Origin of the sequence: Rhizobium indicum (assembly GCF_005862305.2) — a bacterium.
Taxonomy (GTDB): domain Bacteria; phylum Pseudomonadota; class Alphaproteobacteria; order Rhizobiales; family Rhizobiaceae; genus Rhizobium; species Rhizobium indicum.
Genome location: NZ_CP054021.1, coordinates 2,789,419 through 2,815,472 on the forward strand (window position 1 = coordinate 2,789,419; position 26,054 = coordinate 2,815,472).

Annotated in this window: 14 protein-coding genes and 1 pseudogene; 8 read left to right on the forward strand and 7 right to left on the reverse strand. The window is 61.3% G+C overall.

Annotation, left to right across the window (positions count from 1 at the left end; genetic code table 11):
- Positions 1-445: 445 nt before the first annotated feature.
- Positions 446-8,965, forward strand: coding sequence for a glycoside hydrolase family 94 protein (locus FFM53_RS13775; protein WP_138389382.1), 8,520 nt, complete (start codon positions 446-448; stop codon positions 8,963-8,965).
- A 101-nt stretch (positions 8,966-9,066) separates the two neighbouring features.
- Positions 9,067-10,305, forward strand: coding sequence for an OpgC family protein (locus FFM53_RS13780; protein ID WP_138389383.1), 1,239 nt, complete (start codon positions 9,067-9,069; stop codon positions 10,303-10,305).
- A gap of 50 nt (positions 10,306-10,355) precedes the next feature.
- Here the strand turns inward: FFM53_RS13780 and FFM53_RS13785 are convergent, their stop codons facing one another.
- The 3 genes and pseudogenes from FFM53_RS13785 to FFM53_RS13790 form a co-directional block, all read right to left on the reverse strand.
- Positions 10,356-10,709, reverse strand: a complete 354-nt coding sequence (locus FFM53_RS13785; protein WP_138331916.1) for a VOC family protein — start codon at positions 10,707-10,709, stop codon at positions 10,356-10,358.
- A gap of 461 nt (positions 10,710-11,170) precedes the next feature.
- A pseudogene (locus FFM53_RS36315) lies at positions 11,171-11,531 on the reverse strand (transposase); the annotation flags it as partial.
- Between the two features lie 158 nt (positions 11,532-11,689).
- On the reverse strand, positions 11,690-13,453 hold the full coding sequence (locus tag FFM53_RS13790; protein ID WP_138331914.1) for a glucan ABC transporter ATP-binding protein/ permease: 1,764 nt from the start codon (positions 13,451-13,453) through the stop codon (positions 11,690-11,692).
- A 317-nt stretch (positions 13,454-13,770) separates the two neighbouring features.
- Here FFM53_RS13790 and FFM53_RS13795 point away from each other — a divergent pair, with 317 nt between their 5' ends.
- The 3 genes from FFM53_RS13795 to FFM53_RS13805 all read left to right on the forward strand — a co-directional run bounded on the left by FFM53_RS13795 (position 13,771) and on the right by FFM53_RS13805 (position 18,968).
- Positions 13,771-14,526, forward strand: coding sequence for a helix-turn-helix transcriptional regulator (locus FFM53_RS13795; protein WP_138389385.1), 756 nt, complete (start codon positions 13,771-13,773; stop codon positions 14,524-14,526).
- A gap of 215 nt (positions 14,527-14,741) precedes the next feature.
- Entirely contained in the window at positions 14,742-18,206 is a 3,465-nt protein-coding gene (pyc, locus tag FFM53_RS13800) for a pyruvate carboxylase (protein ID WP_138389386.1), read from the forward strand.
- 189 nt (positions 18,207-18,395) lie between these two features.
- Entirely contained in the window at positions 18,396-18,968 is a 573-nt protein-coding gene (locus tag FFM53_RS13805) for an NADPH-dependent FMN reductase (protein WP_138389387.1), read from the forward strand.
- Between the two features lie 44 nt (positions 18,969-19,012).
- Here FFM53_RS13805 and FFM53_RS13810 read toward each other — a convergent pair whose 3' ends face one another.
- The 4 genes from FFM53_RS13810 to FFM53_RS13825 form a co-directional block, all read right to left on the reverse strand.
- Positions 19,013-19,774 carry an amino acid ABC transporter ATP-binding protein gene (locus tag FFM53_RS13810; protein WP_138331910.1) on the reverse strand — a complete coding sequence of 254 codons (762 nt, stop codon included), beginning with the start codon at positions 19,772-19,774 and terminating at the stop codon, positions 19,013-19,015.
- Positions 19,771-20,451, reverse strand: a complete 681-nt coding sequence (locus tag FFM53_RS13815; RefSeq protein WP_138389388.1) for an amino acid ABC transporter permease — start codon at positions 20,449-20,451, stop codon at positions 19,771-19,773. The genes FFM53_RS13810 and FFM53_RS13815 overlap by 4 nt, the downstream gene beginning before the upstream one ends.
- Before the next feature lie 214 nt (positions 20,452-20,665).
- Positions 20,666-21,439 carry an amino acid ABC transporter substrate-binding protein gene (locus FFM53_RS13820; protein ID WP_131663109.1) on the reverse strand — a complete coding sequence of 258 codons (774 nt, stop codon included), beginning with the start codon at positions 21,437-21,439 and terminating at the stop codon, positions 20,666-20,668.
- A 152-nt stretch (positions 21,440-21,591) separates the two neighbouring features.
- Positions 21,592-22,461: a DMT family transporter gene (locus FFM53_RS13825; RefSeq protein WP_138389389.1), complete on the reverse strand. Its 870-nt coding sequence runs from the start codon at positions 22,459-22,461 to the stop codon at positions 21,592-21,594.
- Between the two features lie 212 nt (positions 22,462-22,673).
- Here FFM53_RS13825 and FFM53_RS13830 point away from each other — a divergent pair, with 212 nt between their 5' ends.
- The 3 genes from FFM53_RS13830 to ispG all read left to right on the forward strand — a co-directional run bounded on the left by FFM53_RS13830 (position 22,674) and on the right by ispG (position 26,052).
- Positions 22,674-23,450 (forward strand): DeoR/GlpR family DNA-binding transcription regulator, encoded by a 777-nt coding sequence (locus tag FFM53_RS13830; protein WP_138389390.1) that lies wholly within the window; start codon positions 22,674-22,676, stop codon positions 23,448-23,450.
- A 63-nt stretch (positions 23,451-23,513) separates the two neighbouring features.
- A complete protein-coding gene (locus tag FFM53_RS13835) occupies positions 23,514-24,704 on the forward strand; it encodes an MFS transporter (RefSeq protein ID WP_138389391.1) in 1,191 nt (396 codons plus the stop codon).
- 97 nt (positions 24,705-24,801) lie between these two features.
- Positions 24,802-26,052: a flavodoxin-dependent (E)-4-hydroxy-3-methylbut-2-enyl-diphosphate synthase gene (gene ispG / locus FFM53_RS13840; protein WP_138389392.1), complete on the forward strand. Its 1,251-nt coding sequence runs from the start codon at positions 24,802-24,804 to the stop codon at positions 26,050-26,052.
- Positions 26,053-26,054: the final 2 nt, after the last annotated feature.

Consider the following 26,054-nt stretch of genomic DNA (forward strand, 5'->3'; position numbering starts at 1 on the left):
CCCGAGCGATCTTGATCTCAAACGGAAGCGGCGTGGGTCACAAGCCGTCCAAACCGCCGCCACGCATGGTCAGGCGCTCATGCGTCTTTCGTTTTTCTGAAATCGAAGAGCTCTTGCCTTGTCGGAACCAGGTGCCGGCATTTTCGTTATTTCCACCGCCCAGACAAGCTCGCCGGGCCGCGGCGCATGTCTCTTGACTTGAATTTTCCCGAGGGTGTCCAAATTTTCGACATGGCTTTCGCGCAGAGGGTATCGATGGTCTTGATCCCGTCGGGTCACGTCCTGATCAGGGCGTAGCCCGTTTGTATTGCTTGGCCCGAGTGTCGTTCACCCCGGCTTCATCGATCTTTGAAGAATAGGGCCCCGTTCATGTAGCAGTCATGATAAGCAGTGCAAAAGGCTGAGCAAAACAGCCATAACTTCGTTTGGATCCAGAACCGAACCCATGTCTATTTCTCATCTTTCTCCGAGCCTTCCGCGCGAACCCGATATGAAGCAGATCGATCACAACGGTTCGATCCGTTCGACCTATCTGTCGATCGAGGACATCAAGGCGATGGGCGATGCGGTCGCCCGCAACGGCGTCGACCAGCTGCCGGCTTTCGCCCCCTTCGATTTCTTTGCGCGCCATAAGGAAAACGAGAAGGAAATCCTGCGCGTCTACCGGACCACGGCGACCGACGTCGAGGCCGGCGAGACGATCACGCCGGCGGCAGAATGGCTGCTGGATAATCACTATATCGTCGAAGAGGCGATCCAGGAGGTGCGGCGCGACTTCCCCCGGCGATTCTATCGCGAATTGCCGACCATGGTCGTCGGCGGCGTCGAGGTGCCGCGCACCCTCGTACTTGCCTGGCTCTATGTCGCCCATACCCACAGCACGATCTCGCAGGAAAGTCTGACGGCGCTGGTCGACGGCTTCCAGGCCAGCGAGACGCTGAGGATCGGCGAACTCTGGGCGTTGCCCTCTCTCGTGCGCTACGTGCTCGTGGAAAACCTTCGCCGTATTTCGAGCCGCGTCGAAGCCAGCCGCCGGCTGCGCCGCCGCGCCAACGAGGCGGCCGACGAATTGGTGCGCCTGACCGATCCGGCCGGGGCGGCCGCCTATCTGAAGACGCTGGAACCGCTTGCCGAGGACAATACCTTCTCGACGCAGTTCCTCTATCGCTTGCGCGACGGCTCGCAGACGTCGAGCCTGGCGATCACCTGGCTTGACGAGCGGTTGGAAGAGCTCGGCCGCAACACCGAAGAGGCGACCACGGCCGAACACAGCCGGCTCTCTTCTGGCAACGTGACGATGGGCAACATCATCCGCAGCCTTCGCGAGATCGATGATGCCGAATGGTCGGTCTGGGTCGAGCAGGTCAGCCATGTCGACAAGCTGCTCTGGGAGCATTCGGATTACGGCATCCTCGATTCCGGCTCGCGCAACAAATATCGCAAGCAGATCGAGAAGCTGGCCAAGCGCTCGCCGCTGTCGGAAATGGAAATCGCCCAGCTGGCGCTCGACATGACCGATGCCGCCAAGGCCTCCGACGAGCCGCAGCCGCATGAGCCGAATGTCGGCGGCTTCCTGTCGGGCGCGCAGCGGCCGAAGCTCGAGGCGCGGGCGAATTATCGCCCGACGGTCACCCAGCATTTCGTGCGCGCTGTGCGCCGGTTCAACTGGCTGGCGATTGCCGTGCCCGTCATGCTGCTGACGGTTATCGCCATGGCGATCGTCGGCAAGTTCATGGCGAATGCCGGCATGGGTGCGGTCGAAATCGCCCTGCTGCTGATCATGTTCTCGGTGCCGGCGTCGGAAGGGGCGACAGGCCTCTTCAACACCTTGCTGTCCTTCTTCGTGACGCCGGCGCGCCTCGTCGGTTACGAGTTCAAGGAAGGCATTCCGGAAGATGCGCGCACGCTGCTCGTCGTGCCCTGCCTGATCTCGAACCGCGACAGTGTCGACGACCACGTACGCAATCTCGAGGTCCATTATCTCGCCAATCCGCGCGGCGAGATCTATTTCGCGATGCTGAGCGACTGGCCAGACAGCGACGTCGAGGAAACGCCTGCCGATCTCGAGGTTCTCGATTATGCCAGGCGCGAAATCGCCAATCTCTCCGCTCGTTATGCCTATGACGGCAAGACGCGTTTCTATCTGTTGCATCGCCGCCGCCTCTACAATCCCTCGGAAGGCGTCTGGATGGGCTGGGAACGCAAGCGCGGCAAGCTGCATGAGCTGAACATGCTTCTGCGCGGCGACCGCGACACGACCTACCTGCCGGGCGCCAATACCGTGCCGGCCAATGTGCAATATGTCATGACGCTCGATGCCGATACGCGCCTGATGCGCGATGCCGTCACCAAGCTCGTCGGCAAGCTCTATCATCCGATCAACCGCCCGGTCATCAACCCGAAAACCGGCCGCGTCGAAAGTGGCTATGGCGTGCTGCAGCCGCGTGTCACCCCGTCGCTGACGACGGGCAAGGACGCGTCGGTCTTCCAGCGCGTCTTTTCGATCAACCGCGGCCTCGATCCTTATGTCTTCACCGTTTCCGACGTCTATCAGGATCTCGCCGGCGAAGGCACCTTCACCGGCAAGGGCCTTTACCATGTCGATGCCTTCGAAGCGTCGCTGAAGGGCCGGATCGACGAGAACTCCGTGCTCAGCCACGATCTTCTCGAAGGTTCGATGGCGCGTTGCGCGCTCGTCACAGATCTCGAACTGGTGGAGGATTTCCCGATCCGCTATGAGGTGGAAACCTCGCGCCAGCATCGCTGGGCGCGTGGCGACTGGCAGCTTCTCCCCTACATGTTCAATCCGAAATACGGCGTCACGGCACTCGGCCGCTGGAAGATGTTCGACAATCTGCGCCGCTCGCTGACGCCGATCGCCTGGTTCTTCGCCTCGGTGCTCGGCTGGTATTTCATGGGGCCGCTCGGCGCGCTCATCTGGCAGATTCTGCTGATCTTCTGCCTCTTCGTCGCGCCGACACTGTCGCTCATAAACGGCATCATCCCGCGCACCAGCGATATCATTGCCCGCGCTCATCTCTATACGGTCTGGGCCGATATCACGGCCGCCAATGCGCAGGTTGCGCTGCGCATCGTCTTCATCGCCGATTCGGCTTGCATGATGGCGGATGCGATCGGCCGTTCGCTCTACCGCCTGTTCGTCAGCCGCAAGCTGATGCTGCAATGGCGGACCGCCGCCAGCGTTCAGGCCGGCGGCCAGGGCACGTTGATCTCCTACTACAAGGCGATGTGGCATGCACCGGCGCTGGCTCTGCTGGCACTCGGTTTCGCAGCCCTTCCCGGCGACAACGCCTTCCTCGTCGGCATTCCCTTCGCGCTGCTGTGGATATTATCGCCGGTTGTCGCCTGGTATGTCAGCCAGTCGGCGGAGACCGAGGACCGGCTCGAGGTTGCCGATTCCGTGTCGAGCGAACTGCGCAAGATCGCCCGGCGCACCTGGCGCTATTTCGAGACCTTCACGACGGCCGAGCAGAACTATCTGCCGCCGGACAATATCCAGGAAACGCCGCATGTGATCGTTGCGGCGCGCACCTCGCCGACCAATATCGGCGTTTATCTGCTTTCCGTCGTCTCCGGCCGGCATTTCGGCTGGTTCTCCTTCGAGGAGACGCTCGAGCGGCTGGAGCAGACGATCGCGACGATCGACAAAATGGAGAAATTCCGCGGTCACCTGTTCAACTGGTACCACACCGATACGCTGCAGACGCTTGGTCCTCGTTATGTCTCGGCCGTCGACAGCGGCAATCTCGCCGGCCATCTGATCGCCATTTCATCGGCCTGCCGCAACTGGGCCGAGGCGCCGTCCGCTCATATGCAGGGCAATCTCGACGGCGTTGGCGACACGGCCGGCATTCTCGGCGAAGTGCTGGCGGACCTGCCCGACGATCGCAAGACCGTGCGCCCGCTGCGCCGACGCCTGGAGGAGCGCATTGTCGGTTTCCAGAACGCGCTTGCCGCCGTCAAGCGCGAGCACGAATTCGCCTCCATCCGTATCATCAACCTCGCCGTTCTCGCGCGTGACATCGAGAAGCTCGCCGCCAATCTCGACCATGAGGTCAAGTCGAAGCAGAGCGAAGAGGTCACCTTGTGGGCGGCATCGCTGGTGAAGGTCTGCGAGGCGCATATTTCCGACAGCACCTTCGATCTTTCCAAGGTCGATGCGCTGAGGCCGCGGCTGGTGGCGCTGCGCGACAAGGCGCGCGATCTCGCCTTCTCGATGGATTTCGGCTTCCTGTTCCGGCCAGAGCGGCGTCTGCTGTCGATCGGCTATCGCGTCGAAAGCGGTGAACTCGACCAGGCCTGCTATGACCTTCTCGCCTCGGAATGCCGCCTGACCAGCCTCTTCGGCATCGCCAAGGGCGATCTGCCGACGGAACACTGGTACCGCCTCGGCCGTCAGGTCGTGCCTGTGGGGTCGCGCGGCGCGCTGGTTTCCTGGTCCGGCTCGATGTTCGAATATCTGATGCCGCCGCTCGTCATGCAGGAGCGCGGTGGGGGGATTCTCAACCAGACGAACAATCTGGTCGTCGTCGAGCAGATGAACTACGCCCGCAAGCTCGGTATTCCGTGGGGCATTTCGGAAGCGGCCTTCAATGCCCGCGACCATAACCTCAACTATCAGTACACGAATTTCGGCGTGCCGACGCTCGGCCTGAAGCGCGGTCTCGGCCACAACGCCGTCATCGCGCCCTACGCCTCGCTGCTCGCCGCCCAGTACGACCCGCCGGCCGCGCTGGAAAACCTGCAGAGGCTGCGCAAGGTCGGTGCACTCGGCAAGTTCGGCTTCCACGACGCCGTCGACTTCACGCCGACGCGCGTGCCGGAAGGCAAGAAATGCGCGGTGGTCTACAATTATTATGCCCACCATCACGGCATGTCGATCGCGGCGGTCGCCAACGTCGCCTTCAACGGTCATCTGCGCGAGCTCTTTCACGCCGATCCCGTCATCGAGGCGGCGGAACTGCTGCTGCAGGAAAAGGCGCCGCGCGACATTCCCGTCATGAGCGGCAAGCACGAGTCCGACACGCCCGCCAGCATCCAGGACGATCTCCTACGGCCGGAGCTCAGGAAGATCAGCGATCCGGCTTCCCGCGACCGCGAACTCGTGTTCCTGTCGAACGGTCATTATTCGGTGATGCTGACGGCGACGGGCGCCGGTTATTCCCGCTGGAACAATCTTTCCGTTTCCCGTTGGAAGCCTGATCCGACTGAAGACCGCTGGGGCAGTTTCATCTTCCTGCGCGATACCGCCACCAATGAATGGTGGTCGGCGACATCAGAGCCGAAGGGCGTCGAAGGCGAAAAGATCAAGGTCGAATTCGCCGACGAGAAGGCGCAGTTCACCAAGATGGTCGGCGACCTCACAAGCGAGGTGGAGTGCATCGTCGCGACCGAGCATGATGCCGAGGCCCGCCGCGTCACCCTGCTCAACATGGGCACGGAAGACCGTTTCATCGAGGTCACCTCCTATCTCGAACCGGTGATCACCTCCGACGATACCGACAATGCGCATCCGGCATTCGCCCGCATGTTCGTCAAGACAGAGATCGGCAAGCGCGGCGACGTCATCCGCGCCGAACGCAACAAGCGCGATCCGAACGAGCCGAACATCAGCATCGCGCATCTGATCGTCGACAATGCCGGCGACACCCGCCATACCGAATTCGAGACCGACCGGCGCAAGTTCATCGGCCGTGGCCGCAGTCTTGCCGATGCGGCGGCCTTCGATCCGGGTGCCACGCTTTCCGGCAGCGACGGCTTCATGCTTGATGCCGTGATGTCGCTGCGCCGCACCGTCCGCGTACCGGCCGGCAAGAAAGTCAGCGTGATCTTTTGGACGATTGCGGCGCCAAGCCGCGAGGAAGTCGACAAGGCGGTTAATCGCTACCGTCATCCCGATGCCTTCACCCACGAGCTCGTCCAGGCCTGGACACGCACGCAGGTGCAGATGCGCCATGTCGGCGTCACCTCCCAGCAGGCGGCGGCCTTCCAGCATCTCGGACGCTACCTCGTCTATCCCGACATGCAGCTGCGCAAGGACGAGGCGACCGTCGAGGCCGGCCTGCAGTCGCAATCAGCGCTCTGGCCGCTGGCAATCTCCGGCGACTTCCCGATCTTCACGCTGCGCATCAACGACGACATGGATCTCGACATCGCCCGCGAGGCGCTGCTGGCGCAGGAATATCTGCGTTCGCGCGGCGTCACCGCCGATCTGGTGATCATGAACGAACGCGCTTCGTCCTATGCGCAAGATATGCAGCATGCGCTCGACGCCATGTGCGAAAACGTGCGCCGCATGGGCCAGGCCGACGGGTTGCGCCAGCATATCTTTGCGGTTCGCAAGGACCTGATGGAGGAAGCCACCTATCATGCGCTGATCGCGGCTTCCCGCGTCACGCTGCATACCAAGAACGGCAAGGTGGTCGATCAGATCAACCGCGCTGTCGCGCTGTTTGTACCCTCCAAGGAGGAGCTGCAGGAGATGGAACGGGCCGAGCGCAACAAAGCCCCCGTCAAGCGTATCGCGCCGGTGCCGCCAGCTGTCGTGCCGGCCGTCGTCATCGAGGAGGAAGGCGATCTCGACTTCTGGAACGGCATCGGCGGCTTTGCCCGCGACGGGCGCGAATATGTCGTTCGGCTGCCTGGAGGTCATGCGACGCCGCAGCCCTGGATCAATGTCATCTCCAATGACAAGTTCGGCTTCCATGTGTCGGCCGAGGGCTCAGGCTTCACCTGGAGCGCCAATTCGCGCGACTATCAGCTGACCTCCTGGTCGAACGATGCCGTGGTCAACCGTTCGGGCGAGGCATTCTATCTCACCGATCTGGACAGCGGTGCCGTCATGACGCCGTTTGCAGCGCTTTCCCGCCGCCCGGACATCCGCTTCGAAGCCCGCCACGGGCTCGGTTATTCCGTCTTCTCCAGCGTTCAGCACGATATCGCGCTCGAGCTGACACAGACGATCGACCGCGAAAAGCCGGTGAAACTGCAGCGCCTGCGCTTGCGCAATACCGGTTCGGCTAGCCGTAAGCTGCGTCTCTACGGTTATGTCGAATGGGTCCTCGGCAGCAATCCGGCCCGCACGGTGCCTTTCATCCTGTCGAGCCATGACGAGGAGACGGGGGCGCTGTTTGCCACCAATCCCTACAGCATCGATTTTTCCAACCGCACCGCCTTTTTCGCGGCGAGCGAGACGCTTTCGAGCTTCTCGGCAAGCCGGCGCGAATTCATCGGCAAGGCGGGAACGATCCAGACGCCGCAGGCCGTCACCTCCGCCGCTGCCCTTTCCGGTACGACCGATCTCGACGGTGATCCGGCCGCGGCGCTTGCGATCGACATCGAGCTCGGCGCCGGCGAGGAGCGCCACTTCACCTTCTTCCTCGGCGATACGCCAACGGAAGAAGAAGCGCGCGCCGTCATCGCCGATATCCGCAAGGCTTCGTTCGACGATGCCGTCGAGGCGAACCGCGCCTTCTGGCAAGACTTCACCGGCAGGCTGCAGATATCGACGCCGGATCGTGGGATGAACAATCTCGTCAATACCTGGCTGCCGTATCAGAGCCTCGGCTGCCGCATCATGGCGCGCACCGCCTTCTACCAGGCAAGCGGAGCCTTCGGCTTCCGCGATCAGCTGCAGGACACGCTGGCCTTCGTGTTGCACGAACCCTCGCTTGCCCGCCGGCAGATCCTGAATGCCGCTTCGCGGCAATTCCGCGAAGGCGATGTCCAGCATTGGTGGCTGCCGGGAACGGGTGCCGGCGTGCGCACGCTGATCTCGGACGACGTCGTCTGGCTCAGCTATGCAATCCATCACTATTGCAGCGTTACCGGCGACAAGGACGTGCTCGACGAGGAGATCGCCTTCCTGGAAGGGCCGGCACTGCTCGAAGGCCAGCACGACTCCTTCTACAAGCCGGAAATTTCCGAGGACAAGGCGAGCGTCTACGAACACGCGGCGCTGGCGCTCGATCTCGCCATCGCCCGCAAGGGGGAAAACGGCCTGCCGCTATTCCTTGGCGGCGACTGGAACGACGGCATGAACCGCGTCGGCATCGGTGGGCGCGGCACCAGCGTCTGGCTCGGCTGGTTCCTGGCGGGCGCCTTGCGCTCCTTCATTCCCTATGCCGAAGAGCGCGGCGACACGGTCCGGGCAGAGCGCTGGTCGGCGCATCTCACCGAGCTGAAGAAGGCGCTCGAAACAGCGGCCTGGGATGGCGGCTACTATCGCCGCGGCACGTTCGACGACGGTGCACTGCTGGGCTCCAGGGAAAGTCCGGAATGCCGGATCGATTCGATCGCGCAGTCCTGGAGCGTGCTGTCGGGCGAGGGCGATCCGGCCCGCGCCGTCACGGCAATGGAGGCCGTGCTCGATCAGCTGGTCGACGAGGATGCCCGGATCATCCGGCTGTTCACGCCACCTTTCATCAATTCCGCTAGGGATCCCGGCTATATCAAGGCCTATCCGCCGGGTGTGCGCGAAAATGGTGGGCAATATACCCATGCCGCAACCTGGGTGGTGATGGCGCTGGCGGAGCTGAAGCGGGGCGACGATGCTTTCCGCTGTTTCCAGATCCTCAATCCGATCACCCACTCGCTCGACAAGGCTTCAGCGGAGCAATACCGCGTCGAACCCTATGTCGTCGCGGCTGACGTCTACGGCCATGATCCCTATACGTCGCGCGGCGGCTGGACCTGGTATACCGGGTCTGCCGGCTGGCTCTACCGTGCCGCCGTCGAGGGCATCCTCGGCATCCGGCTGCAGGACGGCCGGCTCTATGTGCGCCCGTCGCTCCCGTCGGAATGGGACGGTTTTGCGGCAGAGGTGGAGCAAGGCGGCGGCAAATACCGCATTTCGGTCTCAAAAGCGTCCAATGACAGCGGCTACACTCTGTCAATCAACGGCTGCGAAGTCACCGATCCCGAAGAGGGATATCCGCTCGGATAACAGCGTTCTCCACGCTGAAAAACACGGCGATTCGCGACGGCCAAAAAGGGAACCCTTTTGGCCGTCGTCGCGTTTGCAAATCGGATAATAAGGAGAAACCCATGGCAAGCACGCCGACCGAAGCCATCGTCACGGGGCGCAGTTCCCTATCCGCAGCTGCGCCAGTGCGTGACACGAGGCTCGACGTCTTGCGCGGCGTGGCGCTGATCATGATCTTCATCAATCATGTTCCCGGACAGATCTTCGAATATGTGACGACGAAGAATTTCGGTTTCTCCGATGCCGCCGAAGCCTTCGTGCTGATCTCGGGCATTGCCGTCGGCCTTGCCTATGGGTCCCGCTTCCAGCCAGGCAACCGGCTGACGGTGGCGATCAAGGCGGTAAAGCGCGCCTTTACGCTCTATCTCGCCCATATGATCACCACCTTCATGACGCTGGCGCTCTTCATCTGCGGTGCATGGCTGTTCCATCGGCCGGGATTGCTGGTTGAAATCAATATCCTGGCGGTTCTGATGAACCTAAAGGAAGGCATTCCGGCACTGCTCCTGCTCGGCCACCAGATCGGCTACAACAATATCCTGCCGATGTACGGCGCGCTGATGCTGATGGTGCCTATTATCCTGCTCTTAAATGCGCGCAGCCCTTGGCTGGCGCTCGGCGTATCGGCCACGGTCTGGCTGCTTGCGGGCATCTATGAAGTGGCGCCGCACAACATGCTGATCGAGAGCTACTGGTTCCTCAATCCGCTCTCCTGGCAGTTCCTATTTTCGATCGGCATCGTCTCGATGCTGCATATCAAGCGCGGCGGCACGATCCCGCAGCATCCGCTGCTGCTGACGGCCGCTGCCGGTTACGTCGTGCTGTCCTTCGTCTGGGTGACCGGCCATCTCTGGATTTTCGGCAACTCGCTGGCAGCACTCGGCCTGCCGACTGTTATCACCGGTTTCGACAAGACCTTCCTGTCGCTGCCGCGGCTGCTGCATGTGCTGGCGCTGACCTATCTCGTTATCAGCATCCCCGCGCTCTCGCGTATCCTGCGCCGTCCTGTGGACCATCCGCTGACGATCCTCGGCCGCCATTCGCTGAACATCTTCGTCGCCGGCACGATCCTCGCCATGATCGGCCAGGTGGTGCTCTACATCACCAACAAGGACCAACTGGTCGGTCCGCTCTTCGTGATTGCAGGGATCGCGATACAATTCGCCTATGCCTATTATCTCGAGCGCAAACGCCAGCAGGGCAAGGTCAAGGGGAAACTTGTCACCGATACCGCCACCATCCCCGTTCGGGTCCGCATTGGCGGAACGGCAAATGCCTATCGCCGGAACGATCGGAAATAGGGCTCGGATTTTTCCCGACATGAAGGAGCCGGTGGCCGATGGCCGCCGGCTCAATTTTTATGGACGAGGATGTTCACCAGCTTGCCGAAGGGATCGCGCACATAAAAGCGCCTGACGCCCCAAGGCTCGTCGGCCGGGCCGTACTCGATCGGGAAGCCTGAGGCCGACATCGCCGCGAAAGCAGCATCGAGGTCATCGACTTCGATCGAGAGGTCGGGCACCTCCGTTCCGGAACCGCCTTCACTGGCGATGCTGAGCTGAACGTTCATCGAGCGCGCCGCGCCGAACGTCGTGATCCACCCGTGATCCATGATGACGTCAAGACCGAGGATATCCTGATAGAAGCGCCGGGCCGGGGTGATATCCGCTGCCTGGATATTGGCGACGATGCGCAGGACCTTCATGGGTTCGCTCCCGAAGTACTCCATGATGGGAAAGGATAGCGGGGATCAGCGCGGCGATCAATTATGTGGACAGGTGTGGAGACACCGTATCTTACGGCGATCCTCCTTTGCTCCGCGCGGCATGTCCCGCAAGGAGGGTGATCGGCAGGAGGCTTGCTCTGACGCAAAACACCAAACGCCAGGAAGGCCTGACCCAGCCAAATGCTATCGCGGTGGGAAGCCCGCGCGGCATCTCATCTCCCTCCTTGTGTAAAGTCCGGAGATATAGCCAAGAGATGTTCGGAGACATGCCTGACACTTCTGTGATGATTTCTCGCGCGGTCGGCATCGTTTGGCAGAGAGATGCCCGGCAGGTGCGATACCGTCGCTTGGTTTTCGCCAACGGTTTGAGGGTATGACCCACCTCGGCCCCATCTTCGCGATCGTTGCGCGCAAAGCGCAGGGAGCGGATCGCATATGGGCCTTGTCGTCAGTCCACCTCTGGAACGCCCCAGCGCCTGATCCTTTGCCCCTTTTCCACTTGCCGCCTGTTGATGGGTGCGCACGATGGTGCTGTCGATCATTAAGTACCTATTGTCCGGTCAGTGAGGGCATCAAGGGCCCTCTCCCCTACTCCGGCGTGGTATCAGCGACTGAACCGGCGGTTGGACCGCCTTCCACTTGCCGTAGCGCTCCGGCATGCCCTGCGAGTGCGCGCCCGAGCGCAGGATCCACAAACATCCGATCACAAAGGACCGGCTATCCCCCTATCCGACCGGGATCGCTGGCTTTGTCTGGCAACAAAGGCGCAATTCTCGACCATTGCGCCTCGTTCAACCGTATCGCTTCACTCCCATCAAAGGCCCCGTGCTGCAGTACCCTATGAATCAGTGATCAACCGATTTGCGAATCTTGAATATCGATCGGTCCTCAGTCGGAGAGCAAACAAAAAGGCCGGAAGGGCGTCACCCTTCCGGCCTTTATCTGGAAACCTGAATCGATCAGGCGGCTTCGGTGGTATGGGCCTTGCGGACTTCTTCGTCCGTCAGGATGCCGCTGGCGCGCAGCAGGGCGGCGAAGCGGCCGTTGCTGTGGCTGAGTTCGTCGAAGCTGCCCTGTTCGACGACGCGGCCGTCATCCAGGAAGAGCACCATATCGGCTTCGCGGACCGTCGACAGGCGGTGGGCGATGATGAAGGTGGTGCGGTTCTGGCGCAGATTGTCGATTGCGGCCTTGACGCGGTTTTCGGTTTCGACGTCGAGCGCCGAGGTCGCCTCGTCGAGCACCAGGATTGGCGCGTCCTTGAGGATGGCGCGGGCAATCGCGATGCGCTGGCGCTCGCCGCCGGAGAGCTTGTTGCCGCGTTCGCCGACATGCGTATCGTAGCGATCCTCACGCGTCTCGATGAAGTCGGCGGCGGCGGCGGCTTCGGCCGCACGGCGCATGTCTTCCTCGCTGGCGCCCTCGCGGCCAAGGCGGATATTGTCGCTGATCGAACGGTTCAGCAGGCCCGCATCCTGGAAGACGGTGGCGATGTGGCGACGCAGCGACTTGCGGGTCACCTTGGTGATATCGGTGCCGTCGACGAGGATCTTGCCGCCCTGGGCGTCGTAGACACGCTGCAGCAGGTTGACGAGTGTCGTCTTGCCGGCGCCGGTCGGGCCGACGATCGCGACCGTCTGGCCTGCCTTCACCGAGAAGGAGACATTGTGCAGGCCCTGCGAGCTGTTGCCAAAACCGAAGGAGACGTCGCGGAATTCGATCGCACCCTTAACGTCCTTGATCTCGCCGTTGCCGGCAGGCTCTTCACGTTCACGCACCGAGTCTTCCAGCGCATAGAATTCCTCAAGCTTAGAACGGGCCTCGAAAATCTGCGTGGCGAACTGGCGCATCAGGTCGAGACGGCCGATCAGGAGATTGGCAAAGCCGATGAAGGCGATGACGTCGCCGACGCGCAGCTGGCCGGCCTGGACGAGCATGGTGCCGATGATCAGGACCACCATCATCGCGATGGTCGACGCCATGCGGTTCAGTGCGCTGGCGATCGCCCACCAGTCGAGCACCGGATACTGGGCTTCGAGCAGACGGTCGGCAAAGGATTTCAGCGCCCTGGTTTCGGCCTCGATGCGGTTATAGCTGTGCAGGACCGAAACGTTGCTGATCGAGTCGCTGACATGCGAAAAGACGGTGTGATAATGGTTCTCGACCGAAGCCTGACCGTCCTTGGTGCGGCTCATGACGACGCGGCCGATCAGCCAGTAGGCGATGGCAAGCACCATGAGCACGGCGGAAAGGCGCATGTCCATCGCCATTGCGGTCGGTATCAGAAGGGCAAGCGCGATAACCGTCGACAGGTGGTTGCGCATGAATTCCAGCCAGAGGCCGAACAGCGTTTCGCAGGCGCGCAGCAATGTATGCAGCGCGTTGGAGGTGCCGCGCTGATGGTGCCAGCCAAGCGGCATGGAAATGATGCGGCCGAAGGCTTCCGTCAACAGCGTCGCCCGCCGGCCATGGGCTAGCCGGTCGGCCTCGCGGGCCACCAGAACGAAGGCAATGGTGTTGAAGACGGCGAAAGTCGCCCACATGAAGAGGATGGGCTTGACCTCACCCTTGCCCGAAATCGCATCGATGATACGACCGAACAGGATCGGCTCCGCGATAGTGATCGTCGCAAGAACAATGTTTGCGACAACGACCAGGGATACGCGCAGCTTGTAGGCGCCAAGATAGCGCAGAGCTCTTGCATAGACCTTAAATAGCGTCACGTCGAACCTCTTGTGCATCTGCGAAAACGGGATGATGCGATGCTACAAAAGGCTACCTGAACGGGCGATTAACGGAGTATTCAGGCTTCAACCGATGTGATGATTGATACGATCGTACTATTGCAGGACGCGACGAGATGGCCATGGCGCCGAAATTGCCGTTCGGCTATATCTCGCGACAATTTGCGCTTGCATTTTATTAAATGTTTAGCGCAGCATTAAGTTACAGACTGCATTTATTGAAGACCGTTTCGCGACCAGATTGACCAGCCGCCGACGGCCTCATGCGGGCATCAGGTCCGGGCAAGGGGCATTTTGTGAATATTAATTCGTTAATTCAATTGCTTGTAATTCTGGAAGAATGCTCAAATCCTGAAGCTGTCGTCACCGAACTGGAGCAGATCCTCCACGGTTGTGGCTTCGAATATTACGGTCTGCCACGCCATTTGCCGCAGACCCCGATGCAGCAGAATCCGGAGCCTTGGGCTGCGGCGCTTGCCGGCCGCTGGCCGGAACAATGGCCGCAGATATATACCGCGAAAAAATATGCTCTGATCGATCCGATGGTGCGCTATCTCGCTCATGCGCAGCGGCCTTTCCGCTGGCGGGAGGCGATGGCGGCATTCCGCAAGGACGCCTATAATCGCCGCATGGAGCAGATGATGGTCGATGCCTTCGGGCACGGGTTGGAGGATGGCTACATCTTTCCCATCCACGGACGCAACGGCATTCTCGCCAGCCTTAGTCTCGCCGGCAAGCCGATCGAGCTGTCGCCGGTGGAAATCGCATTGCTGGAGGCGGTGGCGCGCAAGGCCTTCTGGCGGTTGCTCGATCTGAAAGGCGAGGCGCAGGCACTGGAAACCGTGCTGCCGGCCGACACGCCGCTGACGCGGCGCGAGATGGAAATCCTGCATTATCTCGCCGAAGGCATGACTTCGATGGAGATCAGCAAGATGCTGAAGATCTCAAACCACACCGTCGACTGGTATATGAACGGCTTGCAGGACAAGCTGAAGGCGAAAAACAGGCAGCAGGCGGTAGCGCTTGCCTTCCGTCATGGCCTGATAAGTTAGAGCAATTCCGCTTCTCATCGAAGCGAAACCGCTGTGCTTTTATTTTTTACGCAACTCCGGACGCAAACCGCTTGGCGCTTTTCCTGGAATTGCTTCAGCATGTCGAAAAATTGCATTTCGCAGTCGCAAGATAAATTGAACTTTCTGTGACAAGAAGTTAAGAATTTCCTTCGCGGGTGCAGCATTCCCGTGTCTGAACGTCTGAGGAGACCGTTTTGCCCATTTCCAAGATTCTCGTTGCCAATCGTTCTGAAATTGCCATCCGCGTGTTCCGCGCGGCCAACGAGCTTGGAATAAAAACCGTGGCGATCTGGGCGGAAGAGGACAAGCTGGCGCTGCACCGCTTCAAGGCGGACGAGAGCTACCAGGTCGGCCGCGGCCCGCATCTTTCCAAGGACATGGGCCCGATCGAGAGCTATCTATCGATCGAGGAGGTGATCCGCGTTGCGAAACTCTCCGGCGCCGATGCCATCCATCCCGGCTACGGCCTGCTGTCGGAAAGCCCCGAATTCGTCGATGCCTGCAACAAGGCCGGCATCATTTTCATCGGCCCGAGGGCCGATACGATGCGCCAGCTCGGCAATAAGGTTGCGGCGCGCAACCTGGCGATCTCGGTCGGCGTTCCCGTGGTGCCGGCCACCGGGCCGCTGCCGGAGGACATGGCCGAAGTGGCGAAGATGGCGGAGGGGATTGGCTACCCCGTCATGCTGAAGGCCTCCTGGGGCGGCGGCGGGCGCGGCATGCGCGCGATCCGCGATCCAAAGGATCTCGCCCGCGAGGTGACGGAAGCCAAACGCGAGGCGATGGCGGCCTTCGGCAAGGACGAGGTCTATCTGGAAAAGCTCGTCGAGCGCGCCCGCCATGTCGAAAGCCAGGTTCTCGGCGATACGCATGGCAATGTCGTGCATCTCTTCGAGCGTGACTGCTCGATCCAGCGTCGCAACCAGAAGGTCGTCGAGCGCGCGCCGGCGCCCTATCTCTCGGAGGCGCAACGCCAGGAACTCGCCGCCTATTCGCTGAAGATCGCGGCTGCGACCAATTATGTCGGCGCCGGTACCGTCGAATATCTGATGGATGCCGATACCGGCAAATTTTACTTCATCGAAGTCAATCCGCGTATCCAGGTCGAGCATACGGTGACCGAAGTTGTCACCGGCATCGACATCGTCAAGGCGCAGATCCACATCCTCGACGGCTTTGCGATCGGCACGCCGGAATCGGGCGTGCCGCGCCAGGAAGATATCCGTCTCAACGGTCATGCGCTGCAGTGCCGCATCACCACGGAAGATCCGGAGCATAATTTCATTCCGGATTACGGCCGCATCACCGCCTATCGCTCGGCGTCCGGTTTCGGCATCCGCCTCGATGGCGGCACCTCCTATTCAGGTGCGATCATCACCCGCTTTTATGATCCGCTTCTCGTTAAGGTCACGGCATGGGCGCCCAATCCGTCCGAAGCGATCGCCCGCATGGACCGGGCGCTGCGCGAATTCCGTATTCGCGGCGTGGCAACCAACCTGACCTTCCTCGAAGCGATTATCGGCCATCCGAAATTCCGGGATAACAGCTACACGACACGCTTCATCGATACGACGCCGGAACTCTTCCAGCAGGTCAAGCGCCAGGATCGCGCCACGAAGCTCCTGACCTATCTCGCCGACGTCACCGTCAATGGCCATCCCGAGGCCAAGGATAGGCCGAGGCCGCTGGAAAACGCTGCCGAGCCGGTGGTTCCCTACGCCAACGGCAATGCGGTCAAGGATGGAACGAAGCAGCTTCTCGACACGCTCGGCCCGAAGAAATTCGGCGAATGGATGCGCAACGAAAAGCGCGTGCTTTTGACCGACACAACGATGCGTGATGGCCACCAGTCGCTGCTCGCCACCCGCATGCGCACCTATGACATCGCCCGCATTGCCGACACCTATGCGCATGCGCTGCCGAACCTTCTGTCGCTCGAATGCTGGGGCGGCGCGACCTTTGACGTCTCCATGCGCTTTCTGACCGAGGACCCGTGGGAGCGCCTGGCGCTGATCCGCGAGGGCGCGCCGAACCTTCTGCTGCAGATGCTGCTGCGCGGCGCCAACGGCGTCGGCTATACCAATTATCCCGACAATGTCGTCAAATATTTCGTCCGCCAGGCGGCCAGAGGCGGCATCGATCTCTTCCGCGTGTTCGATTGCCTGAACTGGGTCGAGAACATGCGTGTCTCGATGGATGCCATTGCCGAAGAGAACAAGCTCTGCGAGGCGGCGATCTGCTATACCGGCGATATCCTGAACTCGGCCCGTCCGAAATACGATCTGAAATACTACACCGACCTTGCGGTCGAGCTCGAGAAGGCAGGCGCGCATATCATCGCGCTCAAGGATATGGCGGGCCTTCTCAAGCCTGCGGCTGCGAAGGTTCTGTTCAAGGCGCTGCGCGAGGCGACCAGCCTGCCGATCCATTTCCACACGCATGATACATCGGGTATTGCGGCCGCGACCGTTCTTGCCGCTGTCGATGCCGGCGTCGATGCTGTCGATGCGGCCATGGACGCGCTTTCCGGCAATACCTCGCAGCCCTGTCTCGGTTCGATCGTCGAGGCGTTGCGCGGTACGGAGCGTGATCCGGGCCTCGATCCGGAATGGATCCGCCGTATCTCCTTCTATTGGGAAGCGGCGCGTAACCAATATGCCGCCTTCGAAAGCGATCTGAAGGGTCCGGCATCCGAAGTCTATCTGCACGAAATGCCGGGTGGCCAGTTCACCAACCTCAAGGAACAGGCCCGCTCGCTCGGCCTCGAGACCCGCTGGCATCGGGTGGCGCAGGCCTATGCCGACGCCAACCAGATGTTCGGTGATATCGTCAAGGTGACGCCGTCTTCCAAGGTCGTCGGCGACATGGCGCTGATGATGGTGTCCCAGGATCTGACGGTCGCCGACGTCGTCAGCCCCGACAAGGAAGTCTCCTTCCCGGAATCGGTGGTCTCGATGCTGAAGGGCGATCTCGGCCAGCCGCCGTCAGGATGGCCCGAAGCGCTGCAGAAGAAGGCGCTGAAGGGCGACAAGCCCTATACCGTGCGCCCCGGCTCGCTGCTCAAGGAGGCCGATCTCGATGCGGAACGTAAAGTCATCGAGACGAAACTCGAGCGCGAGGTCAGCGACTTCGAATTCGCGTCCTACCTGATGTATCCGAAGGTCTTCACCGACTTCGCGCTCGCCTCCGATACCTACGGCCCGGTCTCGGTGCTGCCGACGCCCGCCTATTTCTACGGTCTCAAGGATGGCGAGGAGCTGTTTGCCGACATCGAGCGCGGCAAGACGCTCGTCATCGTCAACCAGGCGATGAGCGCCACCGACAGCCAGGGCATGGTGACCATCTTCTTCGAGCTCAACGGCCAGCCGCGCCGCATCAAGGTGCCGGACCGGGCCCATGGGGCGACGGGTGCCGCCGTCCGCCGCAAGGCCGAACCAGGCAATGCCGTTCATGTCGGCGCGCCGATGCCGGGTGTCATCAGCCGTGTCTTCGTCTCACCCGGCCAGGCCGTCAATGCCGGTGACGTGCTCGTCTCGATCGAGGCGATGAAGATGGAAACGGCGCTGCACGCGGAAAAGGATGGCACGATTTCCGAAGTACTGGTGCGGGCCGGCGATCAGATCGATGCCAAGGACCTGCTCGTCGTCTACGCAGGCTGAAGGGCTGCCGTCTTCGCAAAGGCGTCCGTCAGCCGACTTTGCGAGCGGGCTCCCTTCACTCGATTGTGTATGATCGGCCTGTCAAAAAGCTGATTTTCCGAAGCCTTCGCGCCTTGCCCGGCGCGGAGGCTTTCTCATAAACTTGCGCTCCCACCATTCGCCCCCAAGACCAATCAGGAAATGATATCCATGAGCAAGTTGAAGATTGCCGTCATCGTCGGCAGCACGCGTATTGGCCGTTTTGCCGAGCATCCGGCCAAGTGGATTGCCGCTATCGCCGCAGAGCGCCAGGACATCGAGGTCGAGGTTCTCGACCTGCTCGAATACCCCATGCATTTTTTCGGTGAGCAGCGTGCCACGACCGCTGAAAGCGAGACGGCAGAGCGCTGGAAAAAGAAGCTGCGTGAATTCGACGGCTTCATTTTCACCGTTGCCGAGTACAATCACGCTCCGACGGCGGTTCTGAAGAACGCCATCGACCTCGGCGAGTTCATCCACAAGCCGGTCGGTTTCGTCGGTTACGGCGGCGTCGGCGGCGCACGTGCGGTCGAGCATCTCCGGCTGATCTTCGTGGAAATGGGTGCGGCTTTGGTGAAAACGGGCGTGCATATCGCGCTTGGCGAATATCTCGGCGTCCTCAAGGAAGGCAAGAGCCTCAGCGATTACGCGCATCTCAACGAAGCCGCGAAGAACCAGCTCGACCAGCTCACCTGGTGGGGCAATGCGCTGAAGGCGGCGCGCTCGGTCGTCACGGCCTCCTGATTGGAGTTCCAGCCATGCCGGGATGTTCGCATCCCGGCATTGGCTCAAATATCGTAAGTATGGGCGGCGTTGATCGTCGAGATGAAACGTTTGGTGCGTTCGCGCTCCGGCGCACTGAAGATTGCTCTGGCGCTGCCCGTTTCCACCACGCTGCCGGCTTCCAGGAAAACCACGTCATTGGCGATCTTCGAGGCGAGCCGGAGATCGTGGGTCGCCATCACCATCGTCGTGCCTTCGCTGGCAAGCTTGCCCAGCACATCGACCACTTCGGCCGAAAGCTCGGGATCGAGGGCGGATGTCGGCTCGTCGCACAGAAGCACGCGCGGCGACGGCGCCAGCGCGCGGGCGATCGCGACGCGCTGCTGCTGGCCGCCCGACAATGTCGAAGGCCAGGCATCGGCCTTGTGGGTCATGCCGACCTTGGTCAGCAATTCCATCGCACGCTCGCGAGCTTTTTCTTTCGGCCATCTCAGCACCGTCACCAGGCCTTCCATGACATTCTCGATCGCGGTCTGATGCGGGAAGAGCTGGAAATTCTGGAAGACCATGCCGGTCTGGCGGCGGATCTTCTGGATCGCCGGCCAGCTCGTTCGTTTGCCCGGTGCAAAGGCCAGCTTCTCCTCTCCGAGGCGGATGGAGCCGGCGGTCGGAATTTCGAGCAGGTTGATGCAGCGCAGCAGTGTACTCTTGCCGCCGCCGGAAGGCCCGACCAGCGCGGTGACACTGCCTTCGGGGATACGGATACTGATATCCTTGAGGATGACGGCGTCGCCGAAGCGCTTTTCGATGTTGGAAAGCTCGATCATGCATTTGCCTCCAGCATGCCGCCATAACGCGCGAAGCGGCGTTCCAGCCGCACCTGCAGCTGCGAGAGGACGGAGCTCAGGACGAGATAGACCAGCGCCGCCTCGATATAGAGGATCAGCGGCTCATAGGTGGTGGCGACGATGCGCTGTGCTGCCTGGAAAAGCTCAGGCACGGTGATGGCCGCAGCAAGCGAGGTGTCTTTGACCAGCGAGATGAAAGTGTTCGACAAAGGCGGCACGGCGACGCGAGCCGCCTGCGGCAGGATGGTGCGGCTCATCGCCTGGCGCCAGCTCATGCCGATCGAATAGGCGGCTTCCCACTGGCCCTTCGGCACCGAGGAAATGACGGCGCGGATGATCTCGGAGCTATAGGCGCCGATATTCAGCGTGAAGCCGATGAGGGCGGCCGGAAAGGCATCGAGCAGGATGCCGAGGCTCGGCAGGCCGTAGAAGATGACGAAGAGCTGTACGAGTAGCGGCGTGCCGCGGATGACCCAGACATAGAAGCGCGCGACGGCCGAAAGCGGCATCGGCCCGAAGAGCCGGGCGATCGCGGTGGCGAGCCCAAGCGCCAGGCCGAAGACGAAGGATAGCAGGGTCAGCGGAATGGTGAAGATCAGCCCCGCCCAGAGGAGCGAGGGGAGTGATTCCGCCATCAGTTGGAGCCAGTGCGCCAAGGGAGTTCCCTCTCGTCGGTTGGGTCGCGATATCTCGAAATACCCCTCCCCAACCCCTCCCCACAAGAGGGAGGGACTTATCTAGGTGCCGCCTCGCGAGAAATAGCGACCGAGCGGCAGGCCGAAACGTTTATTTGGAGATGAGGCGGCCCGCCGGCGAAGCCCCTCCCCCTTGTGGGGAGGAGTTGGGGAGGGGACTTTTCTTCAGTTTAACTTACTTGGAAACGTCCTGGCCGAAATACTTGTCGGCGATCTTCTTGTAGGTGCCGTCGGCCTTGATGTCGGCAAGCGCCTTGTTGATTTCGGCGAGAAGCTCCGGCTCGTTCTTGCGGATGATGATGCCGGAGTAATCGGCATTTTCCTGCTCGGCGACGATCTTCACCGGTGCGTCCGGCTTGTGCTTCTTGAAATCGAGGAAGGAGAGGCTGTCGTTGATCGTGGCGTCGGCGCGCTTGGTCAACACCAGCTGGATCGACTGATCGAAACCGTCGGTGCCGACGAGCTCGGCGCCGGCTTCGGTTGCGAGCTTGCCGAAGTTGCTGGTCAGCGACTGGGCGGACTTCTTGCCCTTCAGGTCGGCGAAAGACTTGATGCTGTCGTCGCCGTCGCGGGCGATCAATACGGCCTTGGAGGCGATATAGGGCTCGGAGAAATCGTATTTCTGCTTGCGGGTTTCGGTGATGCCGACCTGGTTGATGACGGTGTCGTAGCGCTTGGCATCGAGGCCGGCGATCAGGCCATCCCACTTGCCTTCGACGAACTCGGCTTTGACGCCGAGCTTGGCGGCGATCGCTTCGCCGATCTCGACGTCGAAGCCGACGAGCTTGCCGCTTTCGTCATGATAGGTGAAGGGCGCATAGGTGCCTTCGGTGCCGATCTTGAAGACGCCGGCCGATTTGATGGCGGCGAGGTTTTCACCGGCATGGGCAGGCAGGAGGGCCGCGGCCTGAATGAGGGCAGCGGCGGCGACGGTTTTCAACCAGTTCATTGTTTCATCCATCCTTGGGAGGTTGTTATCGGATGGGGATAGTTGGCAGAAAATTATGGCGCCGGAAGCGTAGAAAACTGCGAATAAAAGCAGCAACTGCAAATATTTTTCTCAAACGGCCGCTCGAACCATGAATCCCGCAGAAACAGGCATCAGGCGGTGATGCGGCGGCGCAGTTTTTCGCTGACGATGATGATCAATCCGGCGCCGAGGATCATCGCCGCGCCGACGACCACATTGTGCGTGGGGATATCGGCCCAGATTAGATAACCCAAGAGGAAGGCCCAGATGAGAGAGCTATATTCGAATGGCGCAAGCACGGAGACGGGCGCCTGACGCATGCCTTCGAAAAGGGCGAACTGCGCGCAGCCGGCAACGATGCCGGTGGCGATGAGGAGCGCGAGCTGCGTCATATCGGGGGTCTGCCATGTCCAGATCACGGCAACGCCGGTCATGGCAAGGAAAAAGACGTTGGAAACGGTGAGCTGGATAATCGTCTTCTCATGCAGCGAGGTCTTGCGCAGCAGCACCATGGCAGAGGCCCAGAGCACGGCCGCCTGCAGCGCCAGGTAGACCGGCCAGGAGATGGTGAGGCCGATCGGATTGCAGGCAATGAGGACGCCGACGAAGCCGACGCCAACGGCCAGCCAGCGCGCCGGCGTGACCTTCTCCTTCAGGATGAACCAGGCAAGCAAGGTGCCGACGACAGGTGCGGCGTAATAAAGCGTGGTCACTTCGGCAAGCTGCAGGTGGCTTGCGGCGGAATAATAGGAAAGCCAGGCGCAGAGCAGAAGCACACTGCGCGCAATCATCGGCTTGATGATCGGCGACCTCAGCGTCTGTTGGACGAGCTTGCCGCGGCCATAAGCGAGACAACCGACGAGGATCGTGAGGCTGCGGAAAAACAGGATCTGCCAGACCGGAATGCTAACCGTCAGGATTTTGATGATCGCATCATGGAAGGTGAACGCCATATAGGCGAGGGTCGTGAGCAGGATGCCCAGGCTGACGGAGTTTTTCACGGGGAGAACGGACCAGGTGGCGGATATGCCGGCGGGAATCGGGAACGATCAATCGATATTCCCGCCTCCCGGACCGGTCAATAGGGCATATTCGCTCTGGTGGTGGAGCTTTGTTTCCGAACGTCAGAAAACGTGTGACCGTGCATATTGCCTGCACGATCGTAAGCGGTTATGCACGTTTTCGGTTTATGAGGTCTCGATCCGGTAGGAACATGCAGGATTTTTTGTTGCGAGAGCGCCAAGGCGTGATTTCCGAGAGGCTGCGGCTGAACGGCCGCGTGCTGGCGACGGAGTTGGCGCTCGAATTCGGTGTCTCCGAGGATACTGTGCGGCGGGATCTGCGGGAGATGGCAGCGGCAGGGCTCTGCGAGCGGGTTTATGGCGGTGCATTGCCGGTCTCGCCGGCGCATGGAAGCCTGACGCAACGCATCGGCTTTGCCGCTGACCGGAAACAGGCGCTGGCGCGCGCAGCGGCAAAGCAGATTGCCGCCGGTTCGACCGTGTTCTTCGACGCCGGCAGCACCAATCTGGCGATTGCCAATGCGTTGCCGGCCGAACTTGTACTGACGGCTGCGACCAATGCGCCGGCGATTGCTGCAGCGCTAATCGACAAGCCTGGCGTCAACGTCATCCTGATCGGCGGGATGGTCGACCGGCAGACCGGCGGTTCGCTCGGCGCCAAGGCCTTGCGGGATATGGAACAGATTTCGCCTGATCTCTGCATTCTCGGCGCCTGTGGCGTCGATCTCGAAGCCGGCATCACGGTGTTCGGCTTCGAGGATGCGGAGTTCAAGCGGTTTGCGGCATCCAGGAGCAGAAAAGTGTTGGTGGCTGCAACCTCGGAGAAATTCGGCACGGCTGCCCCCCATAGCATCCTGCCGGTTGCGCATTGCGAATGCCTGGTCGTCGAGCACGATGCCGATCCGGCCATTCTCGCCCGTTACCGCGAGCGCGGATGCAGAACTGTTCTCGCCGAGCAAACGAACTGAGGCGACGTCATAGAGTTTAGGGAAACCGGGCGGGTGAAAGCCCGGCAATGAGGAAGACCGGAAATGGATAGTCATGTGAGTGCGCCGGGAGCCCGGAGCGGCTTCATTACCAGAAGCAGGGCGGCGGTTTCCCTGCTCTTTCTTATGAATGGTTTTGTTGTCGGCTGCTGGGCGCCGAAGATCCCGGATTTTGCCGAGCGTCTGGCGCTGACCAAGTTCGAGCTTGGGCTGATGATCCTGGTCTTCGGCGTCGGCTCGCTGGTCATGATGCCGATCGCCGGTGCGCAGATCGCCAAACACGGCTCGCGTGTCGTCGTTCAGGTCCTAGCTGTCTGTGTGCTGCCGTTGCTGCTGGCATTGACGCTCGCGCCAAACGTGCTCACCGGGGCAATCTCGCTCTTCCTGTTCGGCGGCTTCATCGGCGCAATGGATGTGGCGATGAATGCCAATGCAGTGTCGGTCGAGAAATCCATGCGCCGCGCCATCATGTCGTCCTGCCATGCTTTCTGGAGCCTTGGCGGACTGATCGGCTCAGGTCTCGGTGGCATCGTGATCTCCAAGCTCGGCATTCTCGGCCATGCGCAGCTGGCGACGGTGCTGGCGGCGATCTTCCTTGCCGTCGCCTGGCCGATGATCCTTGCGGATCCGCCGCATCCCGACACCAAGAAGGAAAAGACGAAGCTGCCGATGGTGCCGCTGCCGTGGCTGCTCGGATTGATGGCGCTGTTCAGCATGGTGCCGGAAGGTGCTGTTCTCGACTGGGGCGCGCTCTATCTTCGGCAGGAAATGGATGCGTCCGTGGCACTTTCCGGTCTTGGTTTCGCAGCCTTTTCGGCCACCATGGCAATCATGCGCTTTGGCGGCGACCTGGTGCGCGACCGTCTGGGCGGCGTCAAGACGCTGCGGATCTGCACGCTTTTTGCCATTGTCGGCATGCTGCTTGCTGGCCTGGCGCCCAATGCCGAGCTTGCCATCCTGGGCTTTGCGTTTTGCGGTATCGGCATTTCCAACATGGTGCCGATCGCTTTCTCGGCGGCGGGCAATATTCCAGGACTCAAGCCCGGCATCGGCATCTCGGTGGTCACGACCATGGGTTATTCCGGCATGCTGGTTGCGCCATCGTTGATCGGCTTCGTCGCCGAGCATATCGGTTTTGCCGTCGTTTTCATGGCGCTGCCGGTGCTGCTCATCGTCGTTCTGCTGCTCTCCAACCTGGCCCATTATGCCGATGAGACCTCCGGAGGCGGTCACTGAGCCGCCTCCCAACAAAAGTGATATCAGGGGCGGTTGACAAGCAGCCGGCCTTGATCCACCTGAAAAGCACTGTTTTTTAGGGGTGCAAGAACTCTCCATGTCTTCAGCCGCCGATTTTGATCCGAAACCGCGCCGTGCTTCCGTTGCCGTCGATGTCGGCGGTGTCATCGTCGGCGGCGGGGCGCCGGTCGTCGTGCAGTCCATGACGAACACCGATACGGCCGATATCGATTCCACCGTCGCGCAGGTCGCCGCTCTCCACCGGGCGGGTTCGGAACTGGTGCGCATCACCGTCGACCGCGACGAGAGTGCGGCCGCCGTGCCGAGGATCCGCGATCGGCTGCTGCGCCTCGGCATGGACGTGCCCTTGATCGGCGACTTCCATTACATCGGCCATAAGCTGCTCGCCGATCATCCGGATTGTGCCGAAGCGCTGGCGAAATACCGCATCAACCCCGGCAATGTCGGCTTCAAGGACAAGAAGGACAAACAGTTCGCCGAGATCATCGAGATGGCGATCCGCTATGACAAGCCGGTGCGCATCGGCGTCAACTGGGGCTCGCTCGATCAGGATCTGCTGACGGCGCTGATGGACCGGAACGCCGAAGCCGGATCGCCGCTTTCGGCCCGCCAGGTGACGCGCGAGGCGATTGTGCAATCGGCGCTGCTGTCGGCTGCCCTTGCCGAAGAAATCGGCCTGCCGCGCAACCGCATCATCCTGTCGGCCAAGGTCAGCCAGGTTCAGGACCTGATCGCCGTCAATTCCATGCTCGCCGAACGCTCCAATCATGCGCTGCATCTCGGCCTGACTGAAGCCGGCATGGGCACCAAGGGCATCGTCGCCTCGTCGGCGGCGATGGGCTTCGTGCTGCAGCACGGCATCGGCGATACGATCCGCGTGTCGCTGACGCCCGAGCCGAACGGCGACCGCACGCGCGAAGTCCAGGTGGCGCAGGAAATCCTGCAGGTCATGGGCTTCCGCCAGTTCATACCCGTCGTTGCGGCCTGTCCGGGCTGTGGACGGACGACGTCGACGGTGTTCCAGGAGCTTGCCCAGAACATCCAGAACGACATCCGCAAAAACATGCCGGTCTGGCGCGAGAAATATCCTGGGGTCGAGGCGCTGAACGTCGCCGTCATGGGCTGCATCGTCAACGGGCCGGGCGAAAGCAAACATGCCGATATCGGCATTTCGCTTCCGGGCACCGGTGAAACGCCGGCCGCCCCCGTCTTCATCGACGGCCGGAAGGCGCTGACATTGCGCGGTGCCAATATCGCCGCCGATTTCGAGGCGCTTGTCGTCGACTATATCGAGAAGCGTTTCGGCCAGCGGACGGCGGCGGAATGAAC

What these genes read in the sequence shown, in the direction of transcription:
- FFM53_RS13775 (WP_138389382.1), top strand. Translation starts at nt 446, where the DNA reads ATGTCTATTTCTCATCTTTCTCCGAGCCTTCCGCGCGAACCCGATATG.
- FFM53_RS13780 (WP_138389383.1), top strand. Translation starts at nt 9,067, where the DNA reads ATGGCAAGCACGCCGACCGAAGCCATCGTCACGGGGCGCAGTTCCCTA.
- FFM53_RS13785 (WP_138331916.1), bottom strand. Translation starts at nt 10,709, where the DNA reads ATGAAGGTCCTGCGCATCGTCGCCAATATCCAGGCAGCGGATATCACC.
- FFM53_RS13805 (WP_138389387.1), top strand. Translation starts at nt 18,396, where the DNA reads ATGAGCAAGTTGAAGATTGCCGTCATCGTCGGCAGCACGCGTATTGGC.
- FFM53_RS13810 (WP_138331910.1), bottom strand. Translation starts at nt 19,774, where the DNA reads ATGATCGAGCTTTCCAACATCGAAAAGCGCTTCGGCGACGCCGTCATC.
- FFM53_RS13820 (WP_131663109.1), bottom strand. Translation starts at nt 21,439, where the DNA reads ATGAACTGGTTGAAAACCGTCGCCGCCGCTGCCCTCATTCAGGCCGCG.
- FFM53_RS13830 (WP_138389390.1), top strand. Translation starts at nt 22,674, where the DNA reads ATGCAGGATTTTTTGTTGCGAGAGCGCCAAGGCGTGATTTCCGAGAGG.
- FFM53_RS13835 (WP_138389391.1), top strand. Translation starts at nt 23,514, where the DNA reads ATGGATAGTCATGTGAGTGCGCCGGGAGCCCGGAGCGGCTTCATTACC.
- ispG (WP_138389392.1), top strand. Translation starts at nt 24,802, where the DNA reads ATGTCTTCAGCCGCCGATTTTGATCCGAAACCGCGCCGTGCTTCCGTT.